At 62.9% G+C, this 22,614-nt stretch carries 18 protein-coding genes; 8 read left to right on the top strand and 10 right to left on the bottom strand.

The genetic code is table 11. The features are described 5' to 3' along the window. Positions 1 to 26 precede the first annotated feature (26 nt). Together OA2633_RS02275 and OA2633_RS02270 are read right to left on the bottom strand one after the other, a co-directional pair. Positions 27 to 944: a YihY/virulence factor BrkB family protein gene (locus OA2633_RS02275; RefSeq protein WP_009800856.1), complete on the bottom strand. Its 918-nt coding sequence runs from the start codon at positions 942 to 944 to the stop codon at positions 27 to 29. Positions 945 to 1,033: 89 nt separating this feature from the next. Further along, positions 1,034 to 2,182 carry a CaiB/BaiF CoA-transferase family protein gene (locus OA2633_RS02270; protein WP_040612370.1) on the bottom strand — a complete coding sequence of 383 codons (1,149 nt, stop codon included), beginning with the start codon at positions 2,180 to 2,182 and terminating at the stop codon, positions 1,034 to 1,036. Positions 2,183 to 2,284: 102 nt separating this feature from the next. Between OA2633_RS02270 and OA2633_RS02265 the strand changes: the two genes are divergently transcribed. Further along, positions 2,285 to 3,520, top strand: coding sequence for a diguanylate cyclase domain-containing protein (locus tag OA2633_RS02265; RefSeq protein ID WP_009800854.1), 1,236 nt, complete (start codon positions 2,285 to 2,287; stop codon positions 3,518 to 3,520). On the opposite strand, the gene mfd is transcribed toward OA2633_RS02265, so the two are convergent. Both mfd and OA2633_RS02255 read right to left on the bottom strand, forming a co-directional pair. Beyond that, complete coding sequence (gene mfd / locus OA2633_RS02260) at positions 3,517 to 7,005, bottom strand: transcription-repair coupling factor (protein ID WP_009800853.1); 3,489 nt, start codon at positions 7,003 to 7,005, stop codon at positions 3,517 to 3,519. The two genes, OA2633_RS02265 and mfd, sit on opposite strands and share 4 nt — an antisense overlap. 147 nt (positions 7,006 to 7,152) lie before the next feature. Further along, positions 7,153 to 7,476: a succinate dehydrogenase assembly factor 2 gene (locus OA2633_RS02255; RefSeq protein ID WP_009800852.1), complete on the bottom strand. Its 324-nt coding sequence runs from the start codon at positions 7,474 to 7,476 to the stop codon at positions 7,153 to 7,155. A gap of 80 nt (positions 7,477 to 7,556) precedes the next feature. Here OA2633_RS02255 and recG point away from each other — a divergent pair, with 80 nt between their 5' ends. Both recG and OA2633_RS02245 read left to right on the top strand, forming a co-directional pair. Then, positions 7,557 to 9,650, top strand: a complete 2,094-nt coding sequence (recG, locus tag OA2633_RS02250; protein WP_009800851.1) for an ATP-dependent DNA helicase RecG — start codon at positions 7,557 to 7,559, stop codon at positions 9,648 to 9,650. 176 nt (positions 9,651 to 9,826) lie between these two features. Continuing rightward, entirely contained in the window at positions 9,827 to 10,039 is a 213-nt protein-coding gene (locus OA2633_RS02245; protein ID WP_009800850.1) for a cold-shock protein, read from the top strand. 53 nt (positions 10,040 to 10,092) lie between these two features. Here OA2633_RS02245 and OA2633_RS02240 read toward each other — a convergent pair whose 3' ends face one another. Continuing rightward, positions 10,093 to 10,815: a DUF502 domain-containing protein gene (locus OA2633_RS02240; protein ID WP_009800849.1), complete on the bottom strand. Its 723-nt coding sequence runs from the start codon at positions 10,813 to 10,815 to the stop codon at positions 10,093 to 10,095. Positions 10,816 to 10,993: 178 nt separating this feature from the next. Here OA2633_RS02240 and OA2633_RS02235 point away from each other — a divergent pair, with 178 nt between their 5' ends. Continuing rightward, positions 10,994 to 12,148, top strand: coding sequence for a DUF3089 domain-containing protein (locus OA2633_RS02235; RefSeq protein WP_162010957.1), 1,155 nt, complete (start codon positions 10,994 to 10,996; stop codon positions 12,146 to 12,148). On the opposite strand, the gene rfaE2 is transcribed toward OA2633_RS02235, so the two are convergent. Next, positions 12,145 to 13,611 carry a D-glycero-beta-D-manno-heptose 1-phosphate adenylyltransferase gene (gene rfaE2, locus OA2633_RS02230; RefSeq protein ID WP_009800847.1) on the bottom strand — a complete coding sequence of 489 codons (1,467 nt, stop codon included), beginning with the start codon at positions 13,609 to 13,611 and terminating at the stop codon, positions 12,145 to 12,147. The two genes, OA2633_RS02235 and rfaE2, sit on opposite strands and share 4 nt — an antisense overlap. 17 nt (positions 13,612 to 13,628) lie before the next feature. Further along, positions 13,629 to 14,489 carry a 3-deoxy-8-phosphooctulonate synthase gene (gene kdsA, locus OA2633_RS02225; RefSeq protein WP_009800846.1) on the bottom strand — a complete coding sequence of 287 codons (861 nt, stop codon included), beginning with the start codon at positions 14,487 to 14,489 and terminating at the stop codon, positions 13,629 to 13,631. A 122-nt stretch (positions 14,490 to 14,611) separates the two neighbouring features. On the opposite strand from kdsA, the gene OA2633_RS02220 reads away from it, so the two are divergent. The 4 genes from OA2633_RS02220 to OA2633_RS02205 are packed head-to-tail and all read left to right on the top strand — an operon-like array spanning position 14,612 to position 19,524. Further along, a complete protein-coding gene (locus OA2633_RS02220) occupies positions 14,612 to 16,054 on the top strand; it encodes a deoxyribodipyrimidine photo-lyase (RefSeq protein WP_009800845.1) in 1,443 nt (480 codons plus the stop codon). Further along, positions 16,051 to 17,412 carry an NAD(P)/FAD-dependent oxidoreductase gene (locus tag OA2633_RS02215; protein WP_009800844.1) on the top strand — a complete coding sequence of 454 codons (1,362 nt, stop codon included), beginning with the start codon at positions 16,051 to 16,053 and terminating at the stop codon, positions 17,410 to 17,412. Before OA2633_RS02220 ends, OA2633_RS02215 begins: the two co-directional genes overlap by 4 nt. A gap of 1 nt (position 17,413) precedes the next feature. After that, positions 17,414 to 18,235 carry a DUF1365 domain-containing protein gene (locus tag OA2633_RS02210; protein ID WP_009800843.1) on the top strand — a complete coding sequence of 274 codons (822 nt, stop codon included), beginning with the start codon at positions 17,414 to 17,416 and terminating at the stop codon, positions 18,233 to 18,235. A gap of 47 nt (positions 18,236 to 18,282) precedes the next feature. Beyond that, positions 18,283 to 19,524: a cyclopropane-fatty-acyl-phospholipid synthase family protein gene (locus OA2633_RS02205; RefSeq protein WP_009800842.1), complete on the top strand. Its 1,242-nt coding sequence runs from the start codon at positions 18,283 to 18,285 to the stop codon at positions 19,522 to 19,524. Between the two features lie 45 nt (positions 19,525 to 19,569). On the opposite strand, the gene OA2633_RS02200 is transcribed toward OA2633_RS02205, so the two are convergent. The 3 genes from OA2633_RS02200 to OA2633_RS02190 are packed head-to-tail and all read right to left on the bottom strand — an operon-like array spanning position 19,570 to position 22,595. Next, complete coding sequence (locus OA2633_RS02200; protein ID WP_009800841.1) at positions 19,570 to 20,358, bottom strand: SDR family oxidoreductase; 789 nt, start codon at positions 20,356 to 20,358, stop codon at positions 19,570 to 19,572. A gap of 9 nt (positions 20,359 to 20,367) precedes the next feature. Continuing rightward, positions 20,368 to 21,897 (bottom strand): cryptochrome/photolyase family protein, encoded by a 1,530-nt coding sequence (locus OA2633_RS02195; protein WP_009800840.1) that lies wholly within the window; start codon positions 21,895 to 21,897, stop codon positions 20,368 to 20,370. After that, on the bottom strand, positions 21,897 to 22,595 hold the full coding sequence (locus OA2633_RS02190; RefSeq protein ID WP_009800839.1) for a DUF6134 family protein: 699 nt from the start codon (positions 22,593 to 22,595) through the stop codon (positions 21,897 to 21,899). The genes OA2633_RS02195 and OA2633_RS02190 overlap by 1 nt, the downstream gene beginning before the upstream one ends. Between the last annotated feature and the right edge of the window lie 19 nt (positions 22,596 to 22,614).

The raw sequence follows: 22,614 nt of genomic DNA, 5'->3' as shown, positions 1-22,614 counted from the left end.
GCCGTTTCCAGACTGAAAACCAGCCCCTATTCCGTTGTCGGGGGCTTCTGGTCCGGATGCGCCTCGCCCCGGTGACGGTCAATCTCGACGCCAAGAGCGCCGCCGAAAAAGACCGCATAGGAGGTCCAGTAGACCCATAACAGAAAGACGATCAGCGTGCCCAGCGGTCCGTATGTGCTGGGGTTCACGATTGTCGCCACATATAGGGTGAAACCCTTGGAGGCGATGAGCCAGATGGTGGCCGCGGTCGCCGCGCCGATAAAGGAGGCCGTCCAGCTGGTCTCGCCCGCCCGTTGCATCACGAACCGGTATAGCAGCAACAGGGCGGTCAGCATGGCCAGATAGGAGATTGACCATTCATTGATCAGGCTGGCGCCGAAATCGGCCGCATCGCTGCCCAGCATCCGCAGGGCCGGTCGGATCATGTTGGGAATGGTCAGGATGGCGAGATTGGCCATGACCAGCAGCGCCCCGCCCGCAATCACCGCGCCCATGGCGAGCAGATTGAAGTGCAGGATGTTGCGCAGATCGCCTCGCCTCGCGATCTGGTTCAGGCCTGCAATGATGGCCTTGGCCCCGCGCGCCGCTGCGAACCAGGCGATGAACAGCGCGATCACGCCCTGCACGGTCAGGGAGGTGTTGGATGAGCCGGCGAGCTGGGACAATTGCGAGGTCAGGAAGGTATGCGCCGAGGGCGGCAGGACGGCTGTCACCTGCAAGCGTGCCACCTGCGCAACGGCGTCATCCTCCGAAAATACAAGACCATAGACCGACGCCGCCACCAGCACGGCGGGCACCAGCGCCAACAGGCCAAAGAATCCGGCCCCGCCCGCAAACAGCATCACCTCGCGCGCCATCATGCGATCGATTGCGCGGACGGTGACCTTGAGCGCTGGAATGTCCCAGGCGCGGCGGATCAGGGATTTCAGCTTGATCAGCGACATGGAGCGCAGCGTTCAGACCTGTGTGAGACACGGCTCCGGGCGCCGATCGCCTGGAGTCGCGTCTGTTTAGCCCTTCTTGGTCCAGGCTGTCAGCCTAATCCCCCGTCGTTTTTCAGGTTTGCAATCTCTGCATCCGAAAAGCCCCAGTCTCTCAGCACGGTTTCGGTATGCTCGCCGGGGACGGGCGCCACGCTCTGGATCGCGCCGGGCGTGCGCGAGAAGCGCGGCGCGGGCGCCGCCTGACGCACGCCCTCCACCTCCACAAAGACCCCGCGCGCCTTCATGTGCGGGTTTTCAGCGGCGGCTTTTGTATCCAGCACGGGCGCGAAACAGGCGTCGGTTCCGTCCAGCAGATCGATCCAGTGCGCCTGGGGCTGGCTGGCGAAGGTCTCTTCAAAGGTCTGGCGCATGGCTGGCCAGCTCTTTGCGTCATACTGAGCCTGCATGGCGGGGTGATCAGACAGGCCAAGCTTGTCGATCAGAAGCTGGAAGAACTCCCCCTCCAGCGCGCCGATGGACACGAAGGCATCGTCCGCGCAGCGATAGGCGTCATAAAAGGGCGCGCCGCCATCGAGCAGGTTCTCCCCGCGCGGCTGGCTCCACATGCCGATGGCGTCGAGCTGATGGACCGCGCCCATGAGATGGGCCGCCCCGTCCACGATGGCGGCGTCCACCACCTGTCCTTCGCCTGTCGTGCGCGCATGGTGCAGCGCCGCCAGAACCCCCACTGCGAGATACATAGACCCGCCGCCGAAATCGCCCACCACATTGACGGGCGGCACGGGCTTGTCCTTCGGGCCGATGGCGTCGAGCGCGCCGGTCAGCGCGATATAATTGAGGTCATGACCGGCGGCATGGGCGAGCGGGCCGTACTGACCCCAGCCTGTCATGCGGCCATAGACCAGCGCCGGGTTGGCCTTGAGCGCCTCTTCGGGGCCCAGCCCCAGACGCTCCATCACACCGGGCCGATAGCCTTCAAGCACGATATGTGCGCTCTTCATCATGCTCAGGCAGGCTTTGACCGCGCCTGGGCTCTTGAGATTGAACGCTGCAGAACGCCGTCCGCGCGCCAGCACTTCGGCAGGGCCTCCTCCCCCGGCATGGGGGCGATCAATGCGCACCACCTCCGCGCCCAGATCGCTCAGCAGCATCGCGCAGAAGGGCGCGGGGCCCAGTCCAACAAATTCCAGGACTTTAACGCCACGCAAAGGGCCTTGTGCTTTCGTATCGGTCGGCATGAGCAAAATCGCTTTGTGACAATTTCAGGAATCAAAGTTTTGACACTGAACTCAGAACGACACAATCTTGTCGCCTCGGGTCGAGGGGGGCAGACGGGGCGGATGTTTTCCATTGCAGTCATGGGCGATGACGCCAGGGCGCAGGAAACCGCTGAGCATTTGGCTCAAATGGGGTTTCAGGTCGCGCGTCATATCGAACCGGGCTGTGAGGCCGTCGTCAGCTTCGCCTCCGTCAGTTCTGATCTGTCTTCTGAAATCCTGCATCTGGCGATTGGCGGCCATGCGGCCGAGGGCGTCGCTGCTCGCCTTCCCGACAATGCGCATCCGATCCAGATCGCGTCGCGTCTGCGCGCCCTGTCGCGTCTGAAGGTCCTGGAACACACAGCCCAACTGCGTCTGAAAAGCGCGCAGGAAGCCGGCTATCAGCCCGCGCCCGTGCCCGTGAACCAGGACGACTCCACGGTGCTGTTCGTGGGCGCGCCCGGCCCGTCCTTCATGCGACTGCAGTTTGCGATGTCGCGCGCCGGCATCCAGACGATCGCAGCGTTCTCGACCTTCAATGCGTTCGATTACCTGCACGAGCGCACCTTTGACGCGGTGATCCTGAATACGCGTCCGGACGCCGGTCTGGCCCATACGGTGTGCTCGGCCATGCGCCGCAACACCCGGCTCTATCACACGCCGGCGATCCTTCTGACCGCGGACACCGATTACGCGGGCGCGGATGAAGCCTTTGCCCGCGGGGCGTCCGACATCCTGTCGGACAACGCCAGCAATGATGAAATGCGTGATCGCGTGATGGCGCTGGCGTCCGAACGTCGACGCCGCCGTCTCGCCAAGGCCCGCCTTGAGGCCTGTCGCCTGCCCAGCCTGCTCGATACCGAGTCAGATCTCTACAATGAACGCTTCGGCCGCGTGCATCTTCAAAGCCTGATGGACCATGCCGCGGCGCGTCTCGAGCCGATGAGCCTGATCATGCTGGGCGTCAGCGCGCCTCAAGACGCCGGGGCGAACGGATTCGCCAAGGCGACTAACCAGTTTGCCGGCATGCTGCGCCATTGCGTGCGCGCCGAGGACTTCGTGGTGCGCCTGGCCCGGGACCGCTTCCTCATCGCCCTGCCCAGCACGCCTCAGACCGAAGCGAAAATGGTGTCCAACCGGGTCTCCGCGATCGCCGAGTGCACCGCCTATGAAGGGGCGGATCCGCTCAAGCCCTTCCGGCTCGAACTGACCCCCTCCATCGAGGACGCCGCAGGCGAAACCCAGGCCGACGCGCTGATCGAGCAGATGGTGCGCCGGTCGAACGTCCTGCCCTTCAGCTCCGCCAAGACCGGCTAGGCGGCCTCCTTGGCTTTCCGTGCGGCGTCCGCCACGGGCGCCAGAAGACGCAGCGCGCCTTTCAGACGATCCATGGGCTCAGGGAAGTCCCCCTTGAGAACCAGCGTGTTGTCCGGCCGCAGCTTGTAGTCGGCCGGACGTTTCGTCATCAGCTCCACCAGAGCCGCCGGATCGCCGAAGCCATGCTCGCGGAAGGTCGCGACCGCGCCTTTCGGACCGGCATCGAGCTTGGCGACATTCGCCCGCTTGCACAGGGCTTTAAGCGCCACAACCTGCAGCAGGCTCTCAACTTCATCGGGCAGCTTGCCGAAGCGGTCGATCAGCTCGGCCGCAAAGCCCTCGCGCTCCTGCTTGGTGTCCAGAGACGACAGACGGCGATAAAGCGCCATGCGCACATCCAGATCGGGCACATAGTCCTCGGGGATCAGCACCGCCGCGCCCACATTGATGGCGGGCGACCAGTCGCGCTCCTCAAGGCTCATATCGCCCTGCAGGCTCGCCACGGCTTCTTCCAGCATGGACTGGTACAGCTCCACGCCCACATCCTTGATGTGGCCCGATTGCTCCTCGCCCAGAAGATTGCCGCCGCCCCGCAGGTCAAGATCATGGCTGGCCAGAGTGAAGCCTGCGCCCAGACTATCGAGCGATTGCAGGATCTTGAGCCGCTTGTCCGCCGTGGCGGTCAGCTTCTGGTTCGCCGGCGTCGTCAGATAGGCATAGGCGCGCGCCTTGGCCCGACCGACCCGACCGCGCAGCTGATAGAGCGGCGCCAGGCCGAACATGTCCGCGCGGTGGATGATCATGGTGTTGGCGGTCGGAATATCGATGCCGGATTCCACGATGGTCGTGGAGACCAACACGTCATACCGCCCTTCATAGAAGGCCGTCATGATGTCTTCGAGTTGCCCGCCCGCCATCTGGCCATGGGCGATGACAAAGCTCACTTCGGGCACCTGCTCGCGCAGGAAGCTGGCGATATCCTCAAGGTCGGAAATACGCGGAGCGACATAATAGCTCTGCCCGCCGCGATAGCGTTCGCGCAGCAGGGCCTCGCGCACCGTCACGCTGTCAAACGGCGTCACATAGGTGCGCACGGCCAGACGGTCGACCGGCGGCGTGGCGATGATCGACAGATCGCGAATGCCCGCCATGGACAGTTGCAGCGTCCGCGGAATGGGTGTCGCCGTGAGTGTCAGCACATGGACGTCTGTCTTGAGCTCCTTCAGGCGCTCCTTGTGCTTGACGCCAAAGCGCTGCTCCTCGTCGATCACCAGGAGCCCGAGATCGGCGAATTTCACGGTCTTGGCGAGAATGGCGTGGGTGCCGATGACGATCTCGCAGGTGCCATCCGCCAACTCCTTGCGGGTGGCGGTGGCTTCCTTGGTCGAGACGAGGCGCGAGAGCTGGCGCACCTTCACCGGCCAGCCCTTGAAGCGTTCCTCGAAGGTCTTGAAGTGCTGACGCGCCAGCAGCGTGGTCGGGGCGACAATCGCCACCTGACGTCCGCTCATGGCGGCCACGAACGCGGCGCGCAGCGCCACTTCGGTCTTGCCGAACCCCACATCGCCACAGATCAGCCGGTCCATGGGCCGGCCCTTGGCGAAGTCGGAAAAGACATCATCGATGGCGTTGAGCTGATCGTCCGTCTCCACATAGGGGAAGCGCGCGGCGAACTCGTCATAAAGCCCGCTCGGAGGCGTGATGATCTCGGCGTCGCGGGCATTGCGGGCGGCGGCGATCTTGATCAGCTGATCGGCCATGTCGCGCAGGCGCTGCTTGGCCTTGGCCTTGCGCGCCTGCCAGGCGCCCGCGCCCAGACGGTCAAGCTGCGCGGTTTCGCTGTCCTGGCCATAGCGCGACAGAAGTTCGATATTCTCCACCGGCAGGTAGAGCTTGCTCTTCCCGGCGTATTCGAGCTCCAGACAATCGTGGGGCGCTTCGCCCACCGACAGGGTTTTCAGGCCCAGATAACGCCCCAGACCGTGATCGGCGTGAACCACCAGATCGCCCGGCGTCAGTGCGCCCGCCTCGGCGATGACGTCTGCGGACTTCTTGCGGCGTCGTGGCCGCGCCAGACGGTCGCCCAGGACATCCTGTTCGGCGATGATCGCGAAATCCGACGTCTCGAAGCCATGTTCCAGCGGCAGCACGATCCGGGAGATCGTCTGGCCGCTCATCTTGTTCACGGCGCGCCAGTCATCGGCGGCCATGATGGGTTTCAGGCCATGATCGGACAGCACGCTGGCCAGACGATCAGACGCCCCTTCTGACCAGCTGGCGAACAGGACGCGCTTGCCTGAAGACCGCAACGTGACGGCGTGCTTGCTGGCCGCTTCAAAGACGTTCTGATCGGCCTGGCGTTCCGCGGCGAAGCTGCGCCCCTGTTTGCCGGACATGTCGATGACGTCATCGCCCGCTTCGTGAAAGGCGGTGAAGCGACGCGTGGCGCGCTGGCCGAGTTGGACGGCCCATTCATCTTCATCAAGATACAGCGATTGCGGCTCAAGCGCGCGATAGGCGGGCGCGCCCATGGCCCCGGCCCCGGATTTCGACGCCAGCTGACGGGCCTCGTAATAGTCGCGGATCTGGGCGAGCCTCTCGTCGAGCGCGTCCTTGGCCAACGGGTCAAGGCCAACCAGAGCGCCCTCGCCCACATAGTCAAACACCGTATCGAGCCGCTCATGAAACAGCGGCAGCCAGTGTTCCGCTCCGGTCGGGCGCGCCCCCGCGCTAACAGAGTCATAGATCGGATCGCCCGAGCCGACCGCGCCGAAATTCTTCAAAAAGCCTGAGCGGAAGCGCGAAATGGCGTCCGCATTCAGAACGATCTCGCTGACCGGTGAGAAGCTGACTGATTTCAGCTGCGTCGTCGTGCGTTGGGTCTCAGGATCAAAGGCGCGCACGGTTTCCAGCACATCGCCGAAGAAGTCGAGCCGCACCGGCTCTTCCGCATCCGCCGGGAAGACGTCGATCACACCGCCGCGCACGGCGTAATCGCCCCGTTCGGTGACGGTGGCGGTGCGTACATAGCCATTCTCTGCGAGGTGCTGTTTGAGCTTTTCTGAATCGAGCACCCCGCCCGGCTTGGCGCTTAGACCGCCGCCGGACAGCGCCGCCTTGGGCGCGCAGCGCTGGATGACACCCGACACCGTCGAGATCACCAGAAGCGGACTGTTGTCCGAGGCGTCCCGTTGGGCCAGCGCATGCAGCGCCCCGGCCCGACGCGCCGCCGTACGCGGACTGGGGCTTATCCGGTCATAGGGCTGGCAATCCCAACCCAGAAGCCGCAGCACGGGTAGGTCAGGCGCAAAGAACCTTGCCGCCGCCGCAAAGGCGCTGGCGCGGGCTTCGTCGGTCGCGATGTAGAGCCCCACCCCGCCGCGTGCGCGCAAGGCGTCGCAGAAGATCAGCGAGTCAAAGCCTTCCGGCGCGCCGCAAACGGTCAGCGAGTGGGGCGACTGGGCCAGCGTCTTGAAGTCATCCACGTCGAGGCGTCCTCATAGGCTTTCGCCCCCGCGCCAGAATGACGGGGGGTGATTGGTTCTCTGGGTCGTCATCCCGGACTTCATCCGGGACCCATGCCGCGTCCCTACTGGGTCCTGATGTTCGTCAGGATGACGCGGTGTGTTGTGTTAGCTCGACGGACCGTCGCCCTGATCGGCCAGCGCTTCAAAGTCGAAGGCTTTCAGCGCGTCCAGCACCGGCCCCTCATAGTTCGGCGGCGTCTCGATGGTGCCGCAGATCCAGCCATAGACTTCGGTGTCCGGCGCATCGAGCAGACGCTCGAACTCGTCCACTTCCTCCGCCGACAACGAGTAGAGCTTCGTATCTGCAAAGCGGCCCATGATCAGGTCCGCCTCCTTGAAGCCCCGCCGCCAGGCGCGAAAGGTCAAACGCTTCAGGCGGTCTTGCGGATCAATGGGCGTGTTCGGATCGGAAAACGGATTATCACTCATGACAGCGCATATAGCGCGCGGGTGCGGACGGGTGAAGGGCGAGACTTTCCCGAATCCAGTTGACGGGCGATGCTAGCGCCATGCGCCCACAATCGCTCTTCCCGCTGTTTGCTGATCTCACCACGCTCAAGGGCGTGGGGCCGCGGCTTGCGGCCCTGATGGAGAAGGTGGCGGGGCCACGGGTGAAGGATCTGGTCTTCACCGCGCCCACGGGTCTGGTGGACCGCACGCACCGGGTGTCGATCTCCGATGCCGGAGATGCCGGCGCGCAGACGCTGGTCACCATCGAGGCGGAGGTGGAGGCGCACATTCCCCGCCCGACGATGAAGCAGCCCTACAAGGTGCGGATGCGCGACGAGACGGGCTGGCTGCATCTGATCTTCTTTAACGCCAAATCCGACTATCTGCGCCGCATGTTACCGGAGGGGTCGCGCCGGATCGTGTCGGGCAAAGCGGAACGTTTCGCCAGCGAGATTCAGATCGTCCATCCCGACCTGATCGCGGACCCCAAAGAGGTCGAGGACGCGGACTTGCTTCAGCCCGTCTATCCGCTCACCGCCGGGCTTTCGATCAATGTCATGCGCAAGGCCATGCGCGAGGCGCTCTCCACCCTGCCCGACCTGCCTGAATGGATCGACGCGCCGCTCAAAGCGCGCGAAGGCTGGCTCGGTTGGCGCGAGGCGCTTCTGGAACTGCACGCCCCGCAATCAGGCCTTGATCTCGAACCGAGCGCCCTTGTTCGCAAACGCCTCGCCTTTGATGAACTCTTCGCCCATCAGCTCGCCCTGAAGCTGGCAAGACGAGACCGCAAGGCCCGCAAGGGGCGGCCCCTGTCGGGCGATGGCCGGATCGTCGTCAAGGTGCTTGAGCACGCCCCCTTCACCCCCACCGGCGCGCAGATGCGCGCGTTCGAGGCCTGCAAGACCGATATGGACTCAAGCCAGCGCATGATGCGGCTCGTTCATGGTGATGTGGGTTCCGGCAAGACCTTCGTCGCCGCGCTCTGCGCCGCCCACGCCGCCGAGGCGGGGGTGCAGACTGCGCTGATGGCGCCCACGGAAATCGTCGCCCGCCAACACGCCAAGGTGCTGACCGCCCTTCTGGAACCGGCGGGCGTCTCCGTCGTCGCCCTGACCGGCCGCGACAAGGGCAAACCGCGCAAGGAGATCGAGGCTCAGATCGCCTCCGGCGACGCCCAGGTCATCTGCGGCACCCATGCGCTCTTTCAGGACAGCGTCGAATTCTCTGACCTTGGCTTTGTGGTGATCGACGAGCAGCATCGCTTCGGCGTCTCTGACCGCCGCAAGCTGACCATGAAGGGCCGCGCCCCGGATGTGCTCGCCATGTCCGCAACCCCCATCCCCCGCACCCTGACCCTCGCCGCATTCGGCGATCTTGATGTCAGCCGTCTGGATGAAAAACCGGCGGGCCGCATCCCGCCCGACACCCGCGTCGTCTCGGGCGAGCGGCTCCATGAGATTGTCGAAGGATTGAAACGCGCCCTGTCCAAGGGGGAGCGCGCCTATTGGGTCTGTCCGCTTGTTGAAGACAGCGATGTGTCTGATCTGGCCGCCGCCGAGGCGCGCCATCACATGTTGAGTGAGATGCTGCCCGAGGCCCGCATCGGTCTCGTCCATGGACGGATGCCGGCGAGAGACAAGCAGAAGGCGGCCGAAGATTTCCGGGCGGGTGAAATCGATGTTCTGGTGGCCACCACAGTGATTGAGGTGGGGGTCGACGCCCCTGACGCCACCATCATGGTGATCGAGCACGCCGAGCGCTTTGGCCTGGCGCAATTGCACCAGCTGCGCGGACGCGTTGGCCGAGGCGACAAGCCCTCAACCTGCCTCCTGCTCTATCACGGACAGCTTGGGGAGACGGCGCGCGCCCGACTCGAGATCATGCGCAGTTCCGATGATGGCTTTGTCATCGCGGAGGAAGACTGGCGCTTGCGCGGCTCGGGCGACCCGCTGGGTCTCAAACAGTCAGGCCTGCCGGATTACCGAATCGCCGATCTTGCCGCTCATGCCGATCTTCTGGAGCTCGCCAGCGACGCCGCCCAGTACGAAACGGCGCGCGAGGAGGTCTTTGCTGGCGAGCGCGGAGAAGCCCTGCGCACCCTGCTATACCTGTTCGAACGCGATGAGGGCGTCCGCCTGATGCGGTCTGGATGAGATAACGCTGGTGAAGCGTCTGAAATTCTGCTAGAACGCCGCTAATCGATTTATGGCCAGGTTTTCGGTCACTAGCGCTTTGCGCTGAACTCCACTCCCTCCACATGTCGATGTCCGCCACAGCTCCACTCGGGGGTTATGGTGCTTAATTCTTGTCTACAAAAGGACACTCAACAATGGCTACCGGCATTGTGAAATGGTTCAACTCCACCAAAGGCTACGGCTTCATTCAGCCTGACGACGGCTCCAAGGACGTGTTCGTGCACGCTTCCGCCGTTGAGCGCGCAGGCATGCCCGAGCTCAAAGAAGGCCAACGCATTTCTTTCGAAGAAGAAGTGGACAAGCGCAGCGGCAAGACCTCTGCCGGTTCGCTGGCGAACGCCGACTAATCTGATCCTCATCCGATCAGAGAAAACCCCCGGGCCAACGCCCGGGGGTTTTTCTATGCTTGGGTGTCCGACTCCTCATCGGTCTGATCAGAGGGCGGCGTGTCATCGGGCATCAGGCCTGCGCCCGCCTTGCCCGGTTCGGCCTGCGGAATCGCCCCGTCTGGCAGACGGTCCGGCGTGACCATGCCAAAGGAGATGATCAGCTTGGCCGCTTCTTCCACGGTGAGATCGAGCGGAATGGCCTTGGAGCGCGGCACGAAGAGCAGAAAGCCCGAAGTCGGGTTCGGCGTTGTCGGAATGAACACGCCGATCACTTCATCGCCCTTACCCACAACCGAACGGATCACGCCGCGCCCGGCCGAGGCCACAAACGCCACCGCATAGCTGCCCGCCATGGGGTATTCCACCAGCACCACTTCCTTGAACGAGTTTTGCTGGCCCTGGAACACGGTTTCGACGATCTGCTTCAGAGCCGCATAGATGTTGCGGATCAGCGGCACGCCATTCAGGACGCGCTCGCCCAGATCCAGCAGGCTGCGGCCAAAGATGTTCGCCGCAAGCGCGCCCAGAAGGGTCAGACCCAGCACCGCGATCAGCAGGCCCATGCCCGGTATGGCGAAAGGCAGATAGCTTTCAGGGTTGTAGCGTGCGGGAACCAGGGGCTTGATGACCCGGTCCACGAACGTGACGAAGCTGTAGATCAGCCAGAAGGTGATGCCGATCGGCGCGGCGACGACGACGCCGGTCAGGAAGCGGTTGCGGAGCCAGCGAAGCACGGGGCGTCACTCCATCTAGAGCGCCCAAATCAGACGCCTGACTGAAATGCCTGTGAACAGGAGCAGAATCAAGGCGGACCCTTGCTGTTCCTCCCCCATGAGGCGTAAGAGTGTGCATATGACCGGCCCCTTCAACCTCCCTCTTTCCGCTTGGCTCCGTTGGGGCCTGATCACCGCTGTGACCGTGTTCATGTCCCTTGTGGCGCTCAGCGCCGTGATCATGCGCGATCAGATCTTCCAGACCTTCCTTGACCCCGGCGTGCCGTTTCAGACCTATGACCGTCCGCCGGCCCCGGATTACACTCAGGACGATGCCTGGGCTGCGCGCCCGGAGGTGCGGATTGGCGATGAAGCAGGCCATCCGGCCGTGTTTTTCATTCACCCGACCACCTATGACGGCGGTTCGCACTGGAACGCGCCCTATGATCGTCCGCAGGAAGCGGTGGAGGTGGCGCAGATCATCCTGCCCAATTATGCAGCGCCCTTCCTCGTGGAGGATGTCCAGCTCTACGCCCCGCGCTATCGCCAGGCCTCACTCTACACCTTCATGAATAATCGTGAGGATTCCGTGCTGGCGCGCGAGCTGGCGCAATCGGACGTTCAGCGCGCCTTTACGCAGTTCCTGCGTGAGCTTGATCCCGAACAGCCCTTCTTCCTGGTGGGCGTCGGTCAGGGCGGCGCGATCGGGCTTGATGTGCTCGCCCGGCGCGTCGCCCCCGATGAGGACGTGCGTCGACGCCTGATCGCAGCCTACATCATCGAGGCGCCCACGCCGCTCGATCTTCTGGCCGGTCCGCTGTCGACCATACCGGTTTGCACCGATCCGGCTGAAGCGCGATGCCTGACCGGCTGGATTGCAGTCCGCCCTGAAGAGACAGGCCGGATCGAAGCCATAACCCTGCGCTCGCGCGCCATTGATGCACAGGGGCAGATCAGCCCGATCGAGGATCGCGCCCTGTTGTGCGTCAATCCCGTCCTCTGGACGGCGAATGAGGACTACGCCCCGGCCCGCCTGCACAAGGGGGCTGCTGCGGCGGCGGAGCTCAGCCTCAGTGATGCGCCCTCGCCCATGACGAACCAGACCGGCGCGCAATGTCAGGGCGGGCTTCTGATGATCGATCAGCCTCGCGCCCGCGCTCTGCGTCGTCCCGGACGTCTGGCGGAGGATCGTCGTGTGCGTCTTGCGAACCTGTTCTACATGGACATTCGCGCCAATGCGCAGTCTCGTCTGGACACGCTGCAGGCGATCCTGGCGGACGAAGCGCGATATGCGCCGCCGCTTGATGCCCCGGTCGAGGTCGAGACCGCCCCGATCACGCCGATTGACGGCTAGCGCTCGTTTCGAAGCTTGTTGACGATGTTCGTGGTGGAGAGACCATCCATCAGCGGCGCGAGCACGATCTCGCCGCCGCTTCTGCGCATGAAGTCCGCGCCCGGAAGCTCCTCCGCCACATAGTCTGCCCCCTTGATCATGACATGAGGCGCGACCTCCTCGATCAGGGCGGCGGGCGTGTCCTCCTGGAAGATCACGACCCGGTCAACCATCTCGAGCGAGGCCAGCATGGTGGCGCGGGTCATTTCGTCATTGATGGGACGGTTCTCGCCCTTCAGTCGCTTGACCGAGGCGTCGGCGTTCAGTCCTACGATCAGACGGTCACAGACCGAGGCGGCATGGCGCAGCACCGACAAGTGACCAGGATGCAGCAGATCAAAACAGCCATTGGTGAAACCGACCTTCAGGCCGTTCTGACGCCATTCGTGCGAGAGCTTCGCCATGGCCGGGCGGGACATGATGCGCCAGTCCGGCGCTTCCTGCCCGGCTTCGGCGGCGTCGAGCACTTCTTCAGGGGACACGGTTGCTGTTCCGGGTTTCCCGACCGCGACGCCCGCAGCGAGATCGGCGAAGGCCATCGCATCCTTCAGGGCCGCGCCCGCCGCCATCGCCAGCGACAGGCCGGCCAGAGCCGTGTCGCCCGCACCGGAAACGTCATAGACCTCGCGGGGGCGAGACCTGTGATGATGCACCGCTCCGTTTTCATCCAGAAGCGTCATGCCCGCCCCGCCTCGGGTCACCATGACCGCATCGGTCCGCGCCAGGCTGGTCTTGAGGGCCATGAGCGCATCCGCCGCCGTCTCATCAGAGCGGACAGGCAGTCCGGTTTCCGCTTCCAGCTCGCCCGCATTGGGCTTGATGATGCTGGCGCCGTCATAGCGCGAATAGTCAGAACCGCGCGGATCCACGCTGACTGGCTTTCCGGCCTCGCGCGCCAGAGCAATGGCCGCCTGGACGAGATCGCGCGTGATGACGCCTCGCCCATAGTCTGAAACAATAAGAATGTCAGAGTCTTGAAGGGCTGTCTTGATGCGAGCCAACAAGACCTGCTCCGTCTCGGCGTCTATGGCCGCGCCCGGATCCCGATCCACGCAGAACATCTGCTGGTTGTTGGAGACATATCGGATCTTGGACGGGGTGGGACGGCCTGAGGTTCGCACCACGCCGTCCGCATCGCCACAGGCGGCTTTGACCAGCTCGACTGCGGCTTCACCATCCGCATCCGTGCCCGCCACCGAGATCAGTCGCACTTCACCGCCCAGGCTGGACAGATTGCGCGCCAGATTCCCCGCGCCCCCCAGCATCGCGGTCCGGCGCTTCTCGGAGAGGATCGGCACTGGCGCTTCGCGGGAAATCCGATGCGTATCGCCATAAACGAAGCTGTCATACAGCAGATCGCCCAGCACGACGGCGCGGCGGTTCTGGATGGCGGCCAGGATATGCGCGGCCCGTTCACGCAACATGACGCTCTCCTGAGCGATTAGAGCTGAATGACGGGATTGGACTTGGCCAGCGCGTCAAAGGCCATCAGATCGCGCACCACTTCTTCGAAACGGTTCAGCGGGATCATGTTGGGGCCGTCTGACGGGGCATTATCCGGGTCCGGGTGGGTCTCCATGAAGACGCCTGCGATGCCCAGAGACACCGATGCGCGCGCCAGATGCGGCGCATACTGGCGCTGACCGCCCGACGAGCCGCCCTGACCGCCCGGCTGTTGCACCGCATGGGTCGCATCCATCACGACCGGCGCGCCCGTCTGCTTCATGATCGGGAAGCTGCGCATGTCCACGACAAGAGTATTGTAGCCAAAGCTGGCGCCGCGCTCGGTGGCGATGACATTGGCGTTGCCCGCGCCGGTGATCTTGCCGATCACATTGGGCATGTCCCACGGGGCCAGGAACTGGCCCTTCTTGACATTGATCACCTTGCCGGTTTTCGCCGCAGCGATCAGAAGGTCGGTCTGACGGCAGAGGAAGGCCGGGATCTGCAAGATGTCTGCGGCCTCGGCGACAATCGCGCACTGTTCCTCGGTGTGGATGTCGGTCAGCAGCGGCAGGCCGGTGGTCTCCCGAATCTCGTTGAACACATCCATGGAGGCGGACAGACCAAGCCCCCTCTTGCCGGACAGGCTGGTGCGGTTCGCCTTGTCGAACGAGGTCTTGTAGACGAGCTTCACGCCGGTCCGGTCCGCGATCTCCTTCAGCGCCTGGGAGACCTCGAGGCCATGTTCGCGGCTTTCCAGCTGGCACGGTCCGGCGATGATGGTCAGAGGCTTCTCATTGCCCATTTCCAGCACGCCGCCATGAGGCAGCGGAATTTCAACGACAGTGTTCGGATTCATGAGAAAGCGTCTCCACTTGGCGCTTGGTCCTGGGGCGACTGCGTCGCATCCTGATCCAAAGGATATAAGGCGCCGTATAGCCTGACACCATCCCTCGTCCCAGAAGGCATGCATTCACACCCATGGCCGATCCGAACCCGCCCGTCATTGTCTGGTTTCGACAGGACCTCAGACTGGCCGACAATCCCGCGCTTCAGGCCGCAGCCGCCACCGGCGCGCCTGTGATCCCAGTTTACATTCTGGATGATGACGCTCCCGGCGACTGGAGACCCGGCGGCGCCAGCCGATGGTGGCTTCATCATTCCCTCGCCTCACTTGCCTCCGACCTTCAACAGCTGGGCGGCGAGCTTGCCCTGATGAAGGGCGAGGCGCAGGAACAGCTGGATGCGCTGATCGAACAAACGGGCGCGGACACGGTCTTCTGGAACCGGCTGTACGAACCCTGGGCGCGCAAGCGCGATGAAGCGATCAAGTCTTCCCTCAAGGATCGTGGCGTCAGGGCGCGGTCCTTCAATGGCTCATTGATCGTGGAGCCCTGGGACATCGCCACAAAAACAGGCAATCCCTACAAGGTCTTCACCCCGTTCTGGAAATCGCTGAAAGCCGATCACACGCCTGCAGAACCAACAGGTCGGCCGGACGCCTTGCAGCTTCACGCCCATGAGGGCGGACTGTCGCTGGATGATCTGGACCTTCTACCCACGAAACCGGACTGGTCCGGCGGCCTCCAGGAGAACTGGACGCCGGGCGAAGCGGCGGCCCATGGCCGGCTGGGACAGTTTCTCAAGGCTGCAGTCTCTGACTATTCCGACCGGCGCGATCTGCCCGGTCAAAGCGGCACCTCACGGCTGTCGCCCCATCTGCATTTCGGCGAGATCAGCCCGCGCCAGGTCTGGCATGCGGTCAAGCAATCCGATCATGCCCGAACGGGCGGCGCGGACACCTATCTCAGCGAGATCGCCTGGCGCGAGTTCAGCTACAACCTGCTTTATCACTTCCCTGATCTGCCCGAAGCGAACTTCCAGTCCAAGTTCGACGCGTTTGAATGGGACGAGTGTGAGGACAAGCTGAAAGCCTGGCAAAAGGGCCAGACCGGCTATCCGATCGTGGATGCGGGCATGCGCGAGCTGTGGGCGACGGGGTGGATGCACAATCGCGTGCGCATGATTGTCGCAAGCTTCCTGATCAAGGACCTCTTCATCCACTGGCGTCGCGGTGAGGACTGGTTCTGGGATACGCTCGTGGACGCCGATCTCGCCAGCAATGCGGCATCCTGGCAATGGACCGCCGGCTCGGGGGCGGACGCCGCGCCGTATTTTCGCGTCTTCAATCCGGTCGGACAGTCGGAAAAGTTTGATCCGAAGGGCGACTATCTTCGTAAGTGGATACCAGAGCTTGCGGATTTGCCCGACAAGGTCATTCACGCGCCCTGGACGGCAGAGAAATCCGTGTTGTCCCGAGCCGGAGTGACCTTAGGGGAGACCTATCCCGAGCCGATCGTGGACCATGGTGAAGCGCGCAAGCGCGCCCTCGCCGCATTTGAAAAGATCAAGGACGCCGGATGAGCCCCAATTTGACCTCTCTCAACTCGCCTGCCCGCATCGCCGTCATTGGCGCAGGCGTGTCCGGTCTCGGCGCCGCTTGGGCGCTGCGCAATGTCCATGACGTCACCGTGTTCGAAAAACGCGACCGGCTCGGCGGCCACGCCAATACCGTCCGCATCGATTACGATGGCGCCGAGATCGATGTGGACACGGGATTCATCGTCTTCAATCCGCTCAACTATCCCAATCTGATCGCCCTCTTCGCGCATCTGGGCATCGAGAGCTTCCAGACCGATATGAGTTTCGGCTTCAGCCTGGATCGCCGATTTGAATGGTCTTCCAATGGGCTGTCCGGTCTCTTTGCGGACCCCGCCAACCTTTTCAATCTGCGCTATATGGGCATGCTGCGCGATATCCTGACCTTCAACCGTCAGGCGCAACGCGACCTGGAAGCGGGTGGATTCGAGGGGCTGAGCCTGGGCCAGTATCTCGACAAGCTGAAACTCGGCGAGGCCTTCCGCACGCAATATCTCCTGCCCATGGGCGCGGCGATCTGGTCGACCTCCGAACATGCGATGGCCGATTATCCGGCCGAGACCTTTGTGCAGTTCTTCAAGAACCACCGTCTGATGCACGCCAAGCGTCCCAAATGGCATACGGTCAAGGGTGGCAGCCGAACCTATGTGCGCAAGATCGAAGCTGATCTTCACGATGCGGGTGTCGCCTTCCGCAGCGAGGCTGTCAGCGTTCGCCGTGATGCGACTGGCGTTACCGTCACCGACGCGACCGGGCAAAGCCATCAGTTCGATGAAGTCATCCTCGCCTGCCATTCCGATCAGGCGCTGCGCCTGCTTTCGGACGCGGACGAGAACGAGCGTCAGATGCTGGGCGCGATCCATTATGGCGCTAACGAAGCGGTCCTGCACTGCGACACCACCCTGACTCCAGCCCGAAAGGGCGCGCAGGCCGCCTGGACCTATCTGCGCGAAGGGGGTGAAGAAGCGGCGGTCACCTATGACATGAATCGATTGCAGGGCATCCGGTCCGACAGGCCGCTGTTCGTGACGCTGAACCCGGTGCGCCAGCCGCGCGAGGAGACGGTGTTCGGGCGCTATCAGTACGATCACCCGCAATTCAATGCGCCGGCGCTGGCCGCGCAACGGATCTTCAATTCAATCCAGGGCGTGCGCCATACCTGGTTCGCCGGCGCCTGGCTCGGTTATGGCTTCCATGAGGACGGTTTCCGCTCCGGCCTTCGCGTGGCCCTGAGGCTGGGCGGCCAGATTCCTTGGGCGTTCGTCGAAGGCGATGTGGACGGCGGACACTGGGCCCGCCCCGCCCCCTGCAAACCCGCCGCCGCCCATGTCGCGGCCGAGTAATATGGCTGTCGCCGCTCCCCCTCCTGGCGCGCTATACATCGGCAAGACCGTGCACGAGCGCCGTGCGCCTTTCCTGCACCGGTTCAGCTACCGGCTGGGGTCGATCCTGCTGGATCTGGACCGCTTGCCGGAGGCCAGTCGTTTGAGCCGGCTCTTCTCGATCGGTCGGTTCAATCTCTTCAGCTTCGAGCCCCGGGATCATGGCCCGCGCGATGGTGGTGATCTGTCAGGCTGGGCGCGGCGGCTTCTATCCGAACACGCGATTGAACTGACCGAATCCGACACCATCACGCTGCTGAGCGCACCTCGGGTGCTCGGCTATCAGTTCAATCCGCTGTCGATCTATTTCGCCTGCAGCCCTGATGGACGGCTGAAGGGTGTGATCTATCAGGTCCACAACACGTTCGGCGACAGCCATTGCTATGTGGCGAAGGCCCAACCGGGCGACCTACAGACCCATGACGCGGATAAGGTCTTTCACGTTTCGCCCTTCTTTGACCGGGCGGGACGCTATGAGTTCACCCTGCGCGAGCCCGGCGATCGCTTTCATCTGACCATCTTCAAACAGCGTGATGAAGGTCCGGATTTCCTCGCGACCATGGCGATGAAACGCGAGGCGCTGACTTCTTCTCGCCTTGTGAAACTATTCGTGACCCAGCCCTTCTCCAGCCTCAAGACCATCCTGGCCATCCACTGGGAAGCCTTGCGTTTATGGATCAAGGGCGCGGTCTATCACAGCCGTGACGCCTCTCACCCTGAAGCGTCCACAGCCCGTCCCGTTTCCCGTTCGGATCGCTCTGGATTTGGCGTCGGACGGAATTAATTGTAAACTTAACGTTATACGCGAGTGCGTAACCGACGGAGCCGCCAATGACCGACTTCGCCGCCGACCCGCTGGTGCGGGCTGATTCTTCGGCTGTTATCGACCGCCTCAAGGGTGTGCCGCGCGGGGTGCGTCTGACCCTGCGCATGCTGCTCAAGCTGAAGGTGGGAACCCTGACCGTTCGCTTGCCGGACGGCCGCGCGATCCAGTTCGAGGGGCGACGACCCGGCCCTGATGCGGTCATGGAGCTCAGCAATTACTCCGTTGTTCGCAAGGTGATCGCTGGCGGAGATGTGGGTTTTGCAGAGAGCTACATGGATGGTGACTGGACCACGCCGGATCTCGCTGCAGTCCTGACCGTCTTTTCCGCCAATCTTGACGAGATGGCGCACATTACACGCGGCGGACCGATCACGCGCTTCTTCCACTGGCTCTATCATCTGAGCCGCGCGAATACGAAAACCCAAGCGCGCAAGAATATCGAGGCCCATTACGACCTCGGCAACGACTTCTACGCGCTGTGGCTGGACGAGACGATGACCTATTCGTCGGCGCGTTTTACCGGCGGCGTCACGGCCCTCAAGGACGCGCAGACCGAAAAATACGCCGCCCTCGCCCGCTCCATGGACCTGAAGGCGGAGCATCACGTGCTGGAAATCGGCTGCGGCTGGGGCGGCTTCGCCGAATACGCCGCAGGCGAAATCGGCGCACGGGTCACATGCCTCACCCTGTCGCCGGCGCAGCGCGATTACGCCATCGCGCGCATGGAGCGCCTGGGCCTGTCCGACAAGGTCGAGATCAAGCTTCAGGATTATCGCGACGAGACCGGAACCTATGACCGGGTCGCCTCGATCGAGATGTTTGAAGCGGTGGGTCAGGAATTCTGGCCAAGCTTCTTCTCCAAGGTCTCGGACGTTCTCCAGCCGGGCGGCAAGGCCGGGCTCCAGATCATCACAATCCGGGATGATCTCTTCGACACCTATTCCAAGCGCGCCGACTTCATCCAGCGCTACATCTTCCCGGGCGGCATGATGCCCAGCGTGGAGAAGCTGGAAGACTGCTTCCGCACCGCAGACCTTGAACTGGTCAAGACCGATCAGTTCGGGCTCGACTACGCCGACACGCTCAAGGTCTGGAAAGACCGGTTCAATGACGCCTGGTCCACCATCAAACCCATGGGTTTTGATGACCGGTTCAAATGCATGTGGGATTTCTACCTCGCCTATTGCGAGGCGGGGTTCCGCACCGGCCGGATCGATGTCGGCCAGTTCACGCTGTCACGAGGCTAGGCGCGTTACCGGATAAGGAAAAGCCCGCTCGAGAGCGGGCTTTTCTCATTCTGGCGGCTTGTTCCAGCCGGTCTGTTTGCGCACCAGCGCGATGTGCCAGTCGCGTGGCAGCGCATAGATCAGTTTCAAGGCCCAGGTGAAACGGCGCGGGAATGTGATCTCGAAGCCCGTCTTTCGCATGCCCTTGCAGATGCGTGCCGCAGCGGTTTCGGCGCTGACCATGAAGGGTTTGGGAAAGTCATTGTCATCCTGGGCGGGCGTATCGACGAAGCCCGGCGTAACGCACTGGATGTGAACGCCATAACGGTGCAGCTCGATCGCGAGGCCTTCCGCCATGTTCAGGAGCCCGGCCTTGGTTGCGCCATAGGCGGTGGAGGTCGGCATGCCGCCGAAAGCGGTGGCGGAGGAAACGATGACGATCTGACCGGATCGACGCTCGCACATGAGCGGCGTCAGCGCGCATATGCACGCGGCCGCGCCCTTCAGATTCACATCAAAGGTCTTGGCGTAATCGTCGAAGTTGGGCCTCTCGGCGTTGATGGAAAGATAGACGCCCGCATTCAGGATCGCACGGGCGATCGGACCGTGATCCGTTTCGATCTTCGAAACGGTCCGGGCGACAGCAGCGTCATCGGTGATGTCGACGGGATAAGCGAACACAAAGCCGGGGTACTGGTCCGCCAGCGCCTTGAGCTTGTCTTCACTCCGGGCCGAGATTGCTATCCGCCAACCCTCTTTAACGAGATCAGCGATCAGGGCCTCGCCAATGCCGGAGCTGGCCCCGGTCAGCCAGCACACGCCATCAGAGGGTTTCGCAGGTTCAGGCGCACTCATCACAAATCCTCATGGCTCAATGCCGATCCGTTTGAAGAAACGCTGGCTGTCATCGCGGACCGCCGCACGCTTTTCGTCACTCATCCGGTCCAACGTCTTGTAGATCATGGACAAACGGTGATTGCCCTCTAGCCGATCCCGGTTCTCCATCAGGAAGTTCCAATAGAGATAATTGAACGGGCAGGCCTTGGGGCCGTTCTTCTTGCTCACCGCATAGCTGCACTGCTTGCAGTGATCACTCATCTTGTTGATATAACTGCCGGACGCTGCATAGGGCTTGGTCCCCATCAGCCCGCCGTCTGCAAACAGCGCCATGCCATGTGTGTTTGGAGCCTCGACCCATTCATAGGCGTCGGCATAGACCGCCAGATACCATTCATTGACCGCTTTGGGGTCGACGCCGGCGAGCAAGGCGAAATTGCCCGTCACCATCAGACGCTGGATATGGTGCGCATAGGCATGCTTGCGGGTGGTGATGATGACATCACGCACGCACGCCATATCCGTGTCCGCTGACCAGTAGAAATCCGGCAGATTGCGCTTGGCCTCAAGCGCATTGCGTTCAAGATAATCGGGCATGAAACGCCAGTAGACGCCGCGCACATATTCGCGCCATCCGAGTATCTGACGGATGAAGCCCTCAACCGCATTCAGCGGCGCCTGACCTTGCTTGTAGGCGGCTTCAGCCCTGCGGCAGACTTCCAGCGGGTCCAGCAAGCCGCAATTGAGATACAGCGACAGCACCGAATGGAACAGGAAGGCCTCTTCCTGTTTCAGGGCGTCCTGATAATCGCCAAAGCAGGGCAGACCGTTTTCAATGAACCAGTCGAGCTGGGCCGCGGCGTCTTCCTGGGTCACCGCATATCCGAAGGCTTCAAGATCCCCGAACTGGTCCGGAAACCGCGCCTCGACCAGGGCCAGGACCTCGCGGGTCAAGGCGTCCGGCTCGATGAAGGCGCGCTCAGGCGGCGTCAGCTCATCCGGCAGCGCCTTGCGATTGTCCTTGTCGAAGTTCCACTGCCCGCCTTCCGGCTCGTCACCGTCCATCAACAGGCCGGTTTCGCGCCGCATCTCGCGATAGAAATACTCCATCGTCAGGCGCTTCCGACCCTCCGCCCAGGCGTTGAAGCGGTCGAGCGTACAGATGAACCGGTCATCCCGGCGCATCCGGACCGGCACATCGAAAGTGTCCGCCCATTGTTCAAATTCGGCCTTGAGACGGTATTCGCCGGGCTCGACAACGACGACTTCGTCAAAGGCGCCCGCCTTGAGCGCACGCTCCATCTCGCCTTTGAGAGACCCGGTATTGTCCGGGTCATCCAGTCGCACATATCGAACCGACTTGCCGCCCCCTTCCAGTCGGGAGGCGAAATGGCGCATGGCGGAGAACAGGAATGCGATTTTCTTGCGGTGATGAGGAACATAGCTGACTTCTTCAGCCACTTCCGCCATCACGATCAGATCGCCATCCTCATAATCCGCGAGACTGGCGATGGAAGGAGTCAGCTGGTCGCCCAGCACCAGACGCAGAGCAGGCATCAGCCTTCCAGCGGATCAGCGCGACGCACATAACGGACCGTCTGGCCCCGAGCCTCGAACTCGCATCCGGCCCAACGGCCATTCTCGTCATACCAGAGGTCGACAGTCAGATCACTGATGAGACGATAGCGACGGGCCGGGATGCGTTCGCCGTCCGCCTCCAGCATCTCCTCTCCGAGGTATTCGACCGTGACATCCAGCTCATTGCCGTACTCGGTATTCAGAATGTCATATTCGCCAGGGCGATAGCCGTGCCAGTGCGAGCTTGGAAGGATGGAGAGCGGCAATTCCAGCGAGATCGGACCGTCTTCCGGTGCCATGCCCTGAACGTCCAAAGCCTCGCCCGAGCTCTGCGCGGAGACCTCATAGGTGTCGCCGTCCTTCAGGGTTTCCGACACGAGCCCGACGAGCTGACCCTCGCGCCAGCGTTCCGTGGATTGGTGCTCATATCGGAAAACCGTGACCGGACCGAGACCGGCGCGCAATTCGATGTCGATATTCACAAGAAGGTCCTGGCCGTCCTGAGTGAAGCTTAACGCGTGCGTGCCAAAGCGGGTGTCCCCGTTCCGATAGACGTCAAAGACAATGCGCTCGCCCGCATCGGGCAACGGCATGACCGGCCCGTCCTCAAAAGCGCCAAAGGCCAGTGGCGTGCAGGTGGCGACGGCTGCCGCCGCCAAGATCAGGCTCCGAAACATGCCGTTCTCCTTCATTTGG

This window comes from Oceanicaulis sp. HTCC2633, from assembly GCF_000152745.1.
Lineage (GTDB): Bacteria > Pseudomonadota > Alphaproteobacteria > Caulobacterales > Maricaulaceae > Oceanicaulis.
The sequence above is the reverse complement of the archived record's forward strand: the minus strand, read 5'-3'. Positions and strand labels throughout refer to the sequence as shown.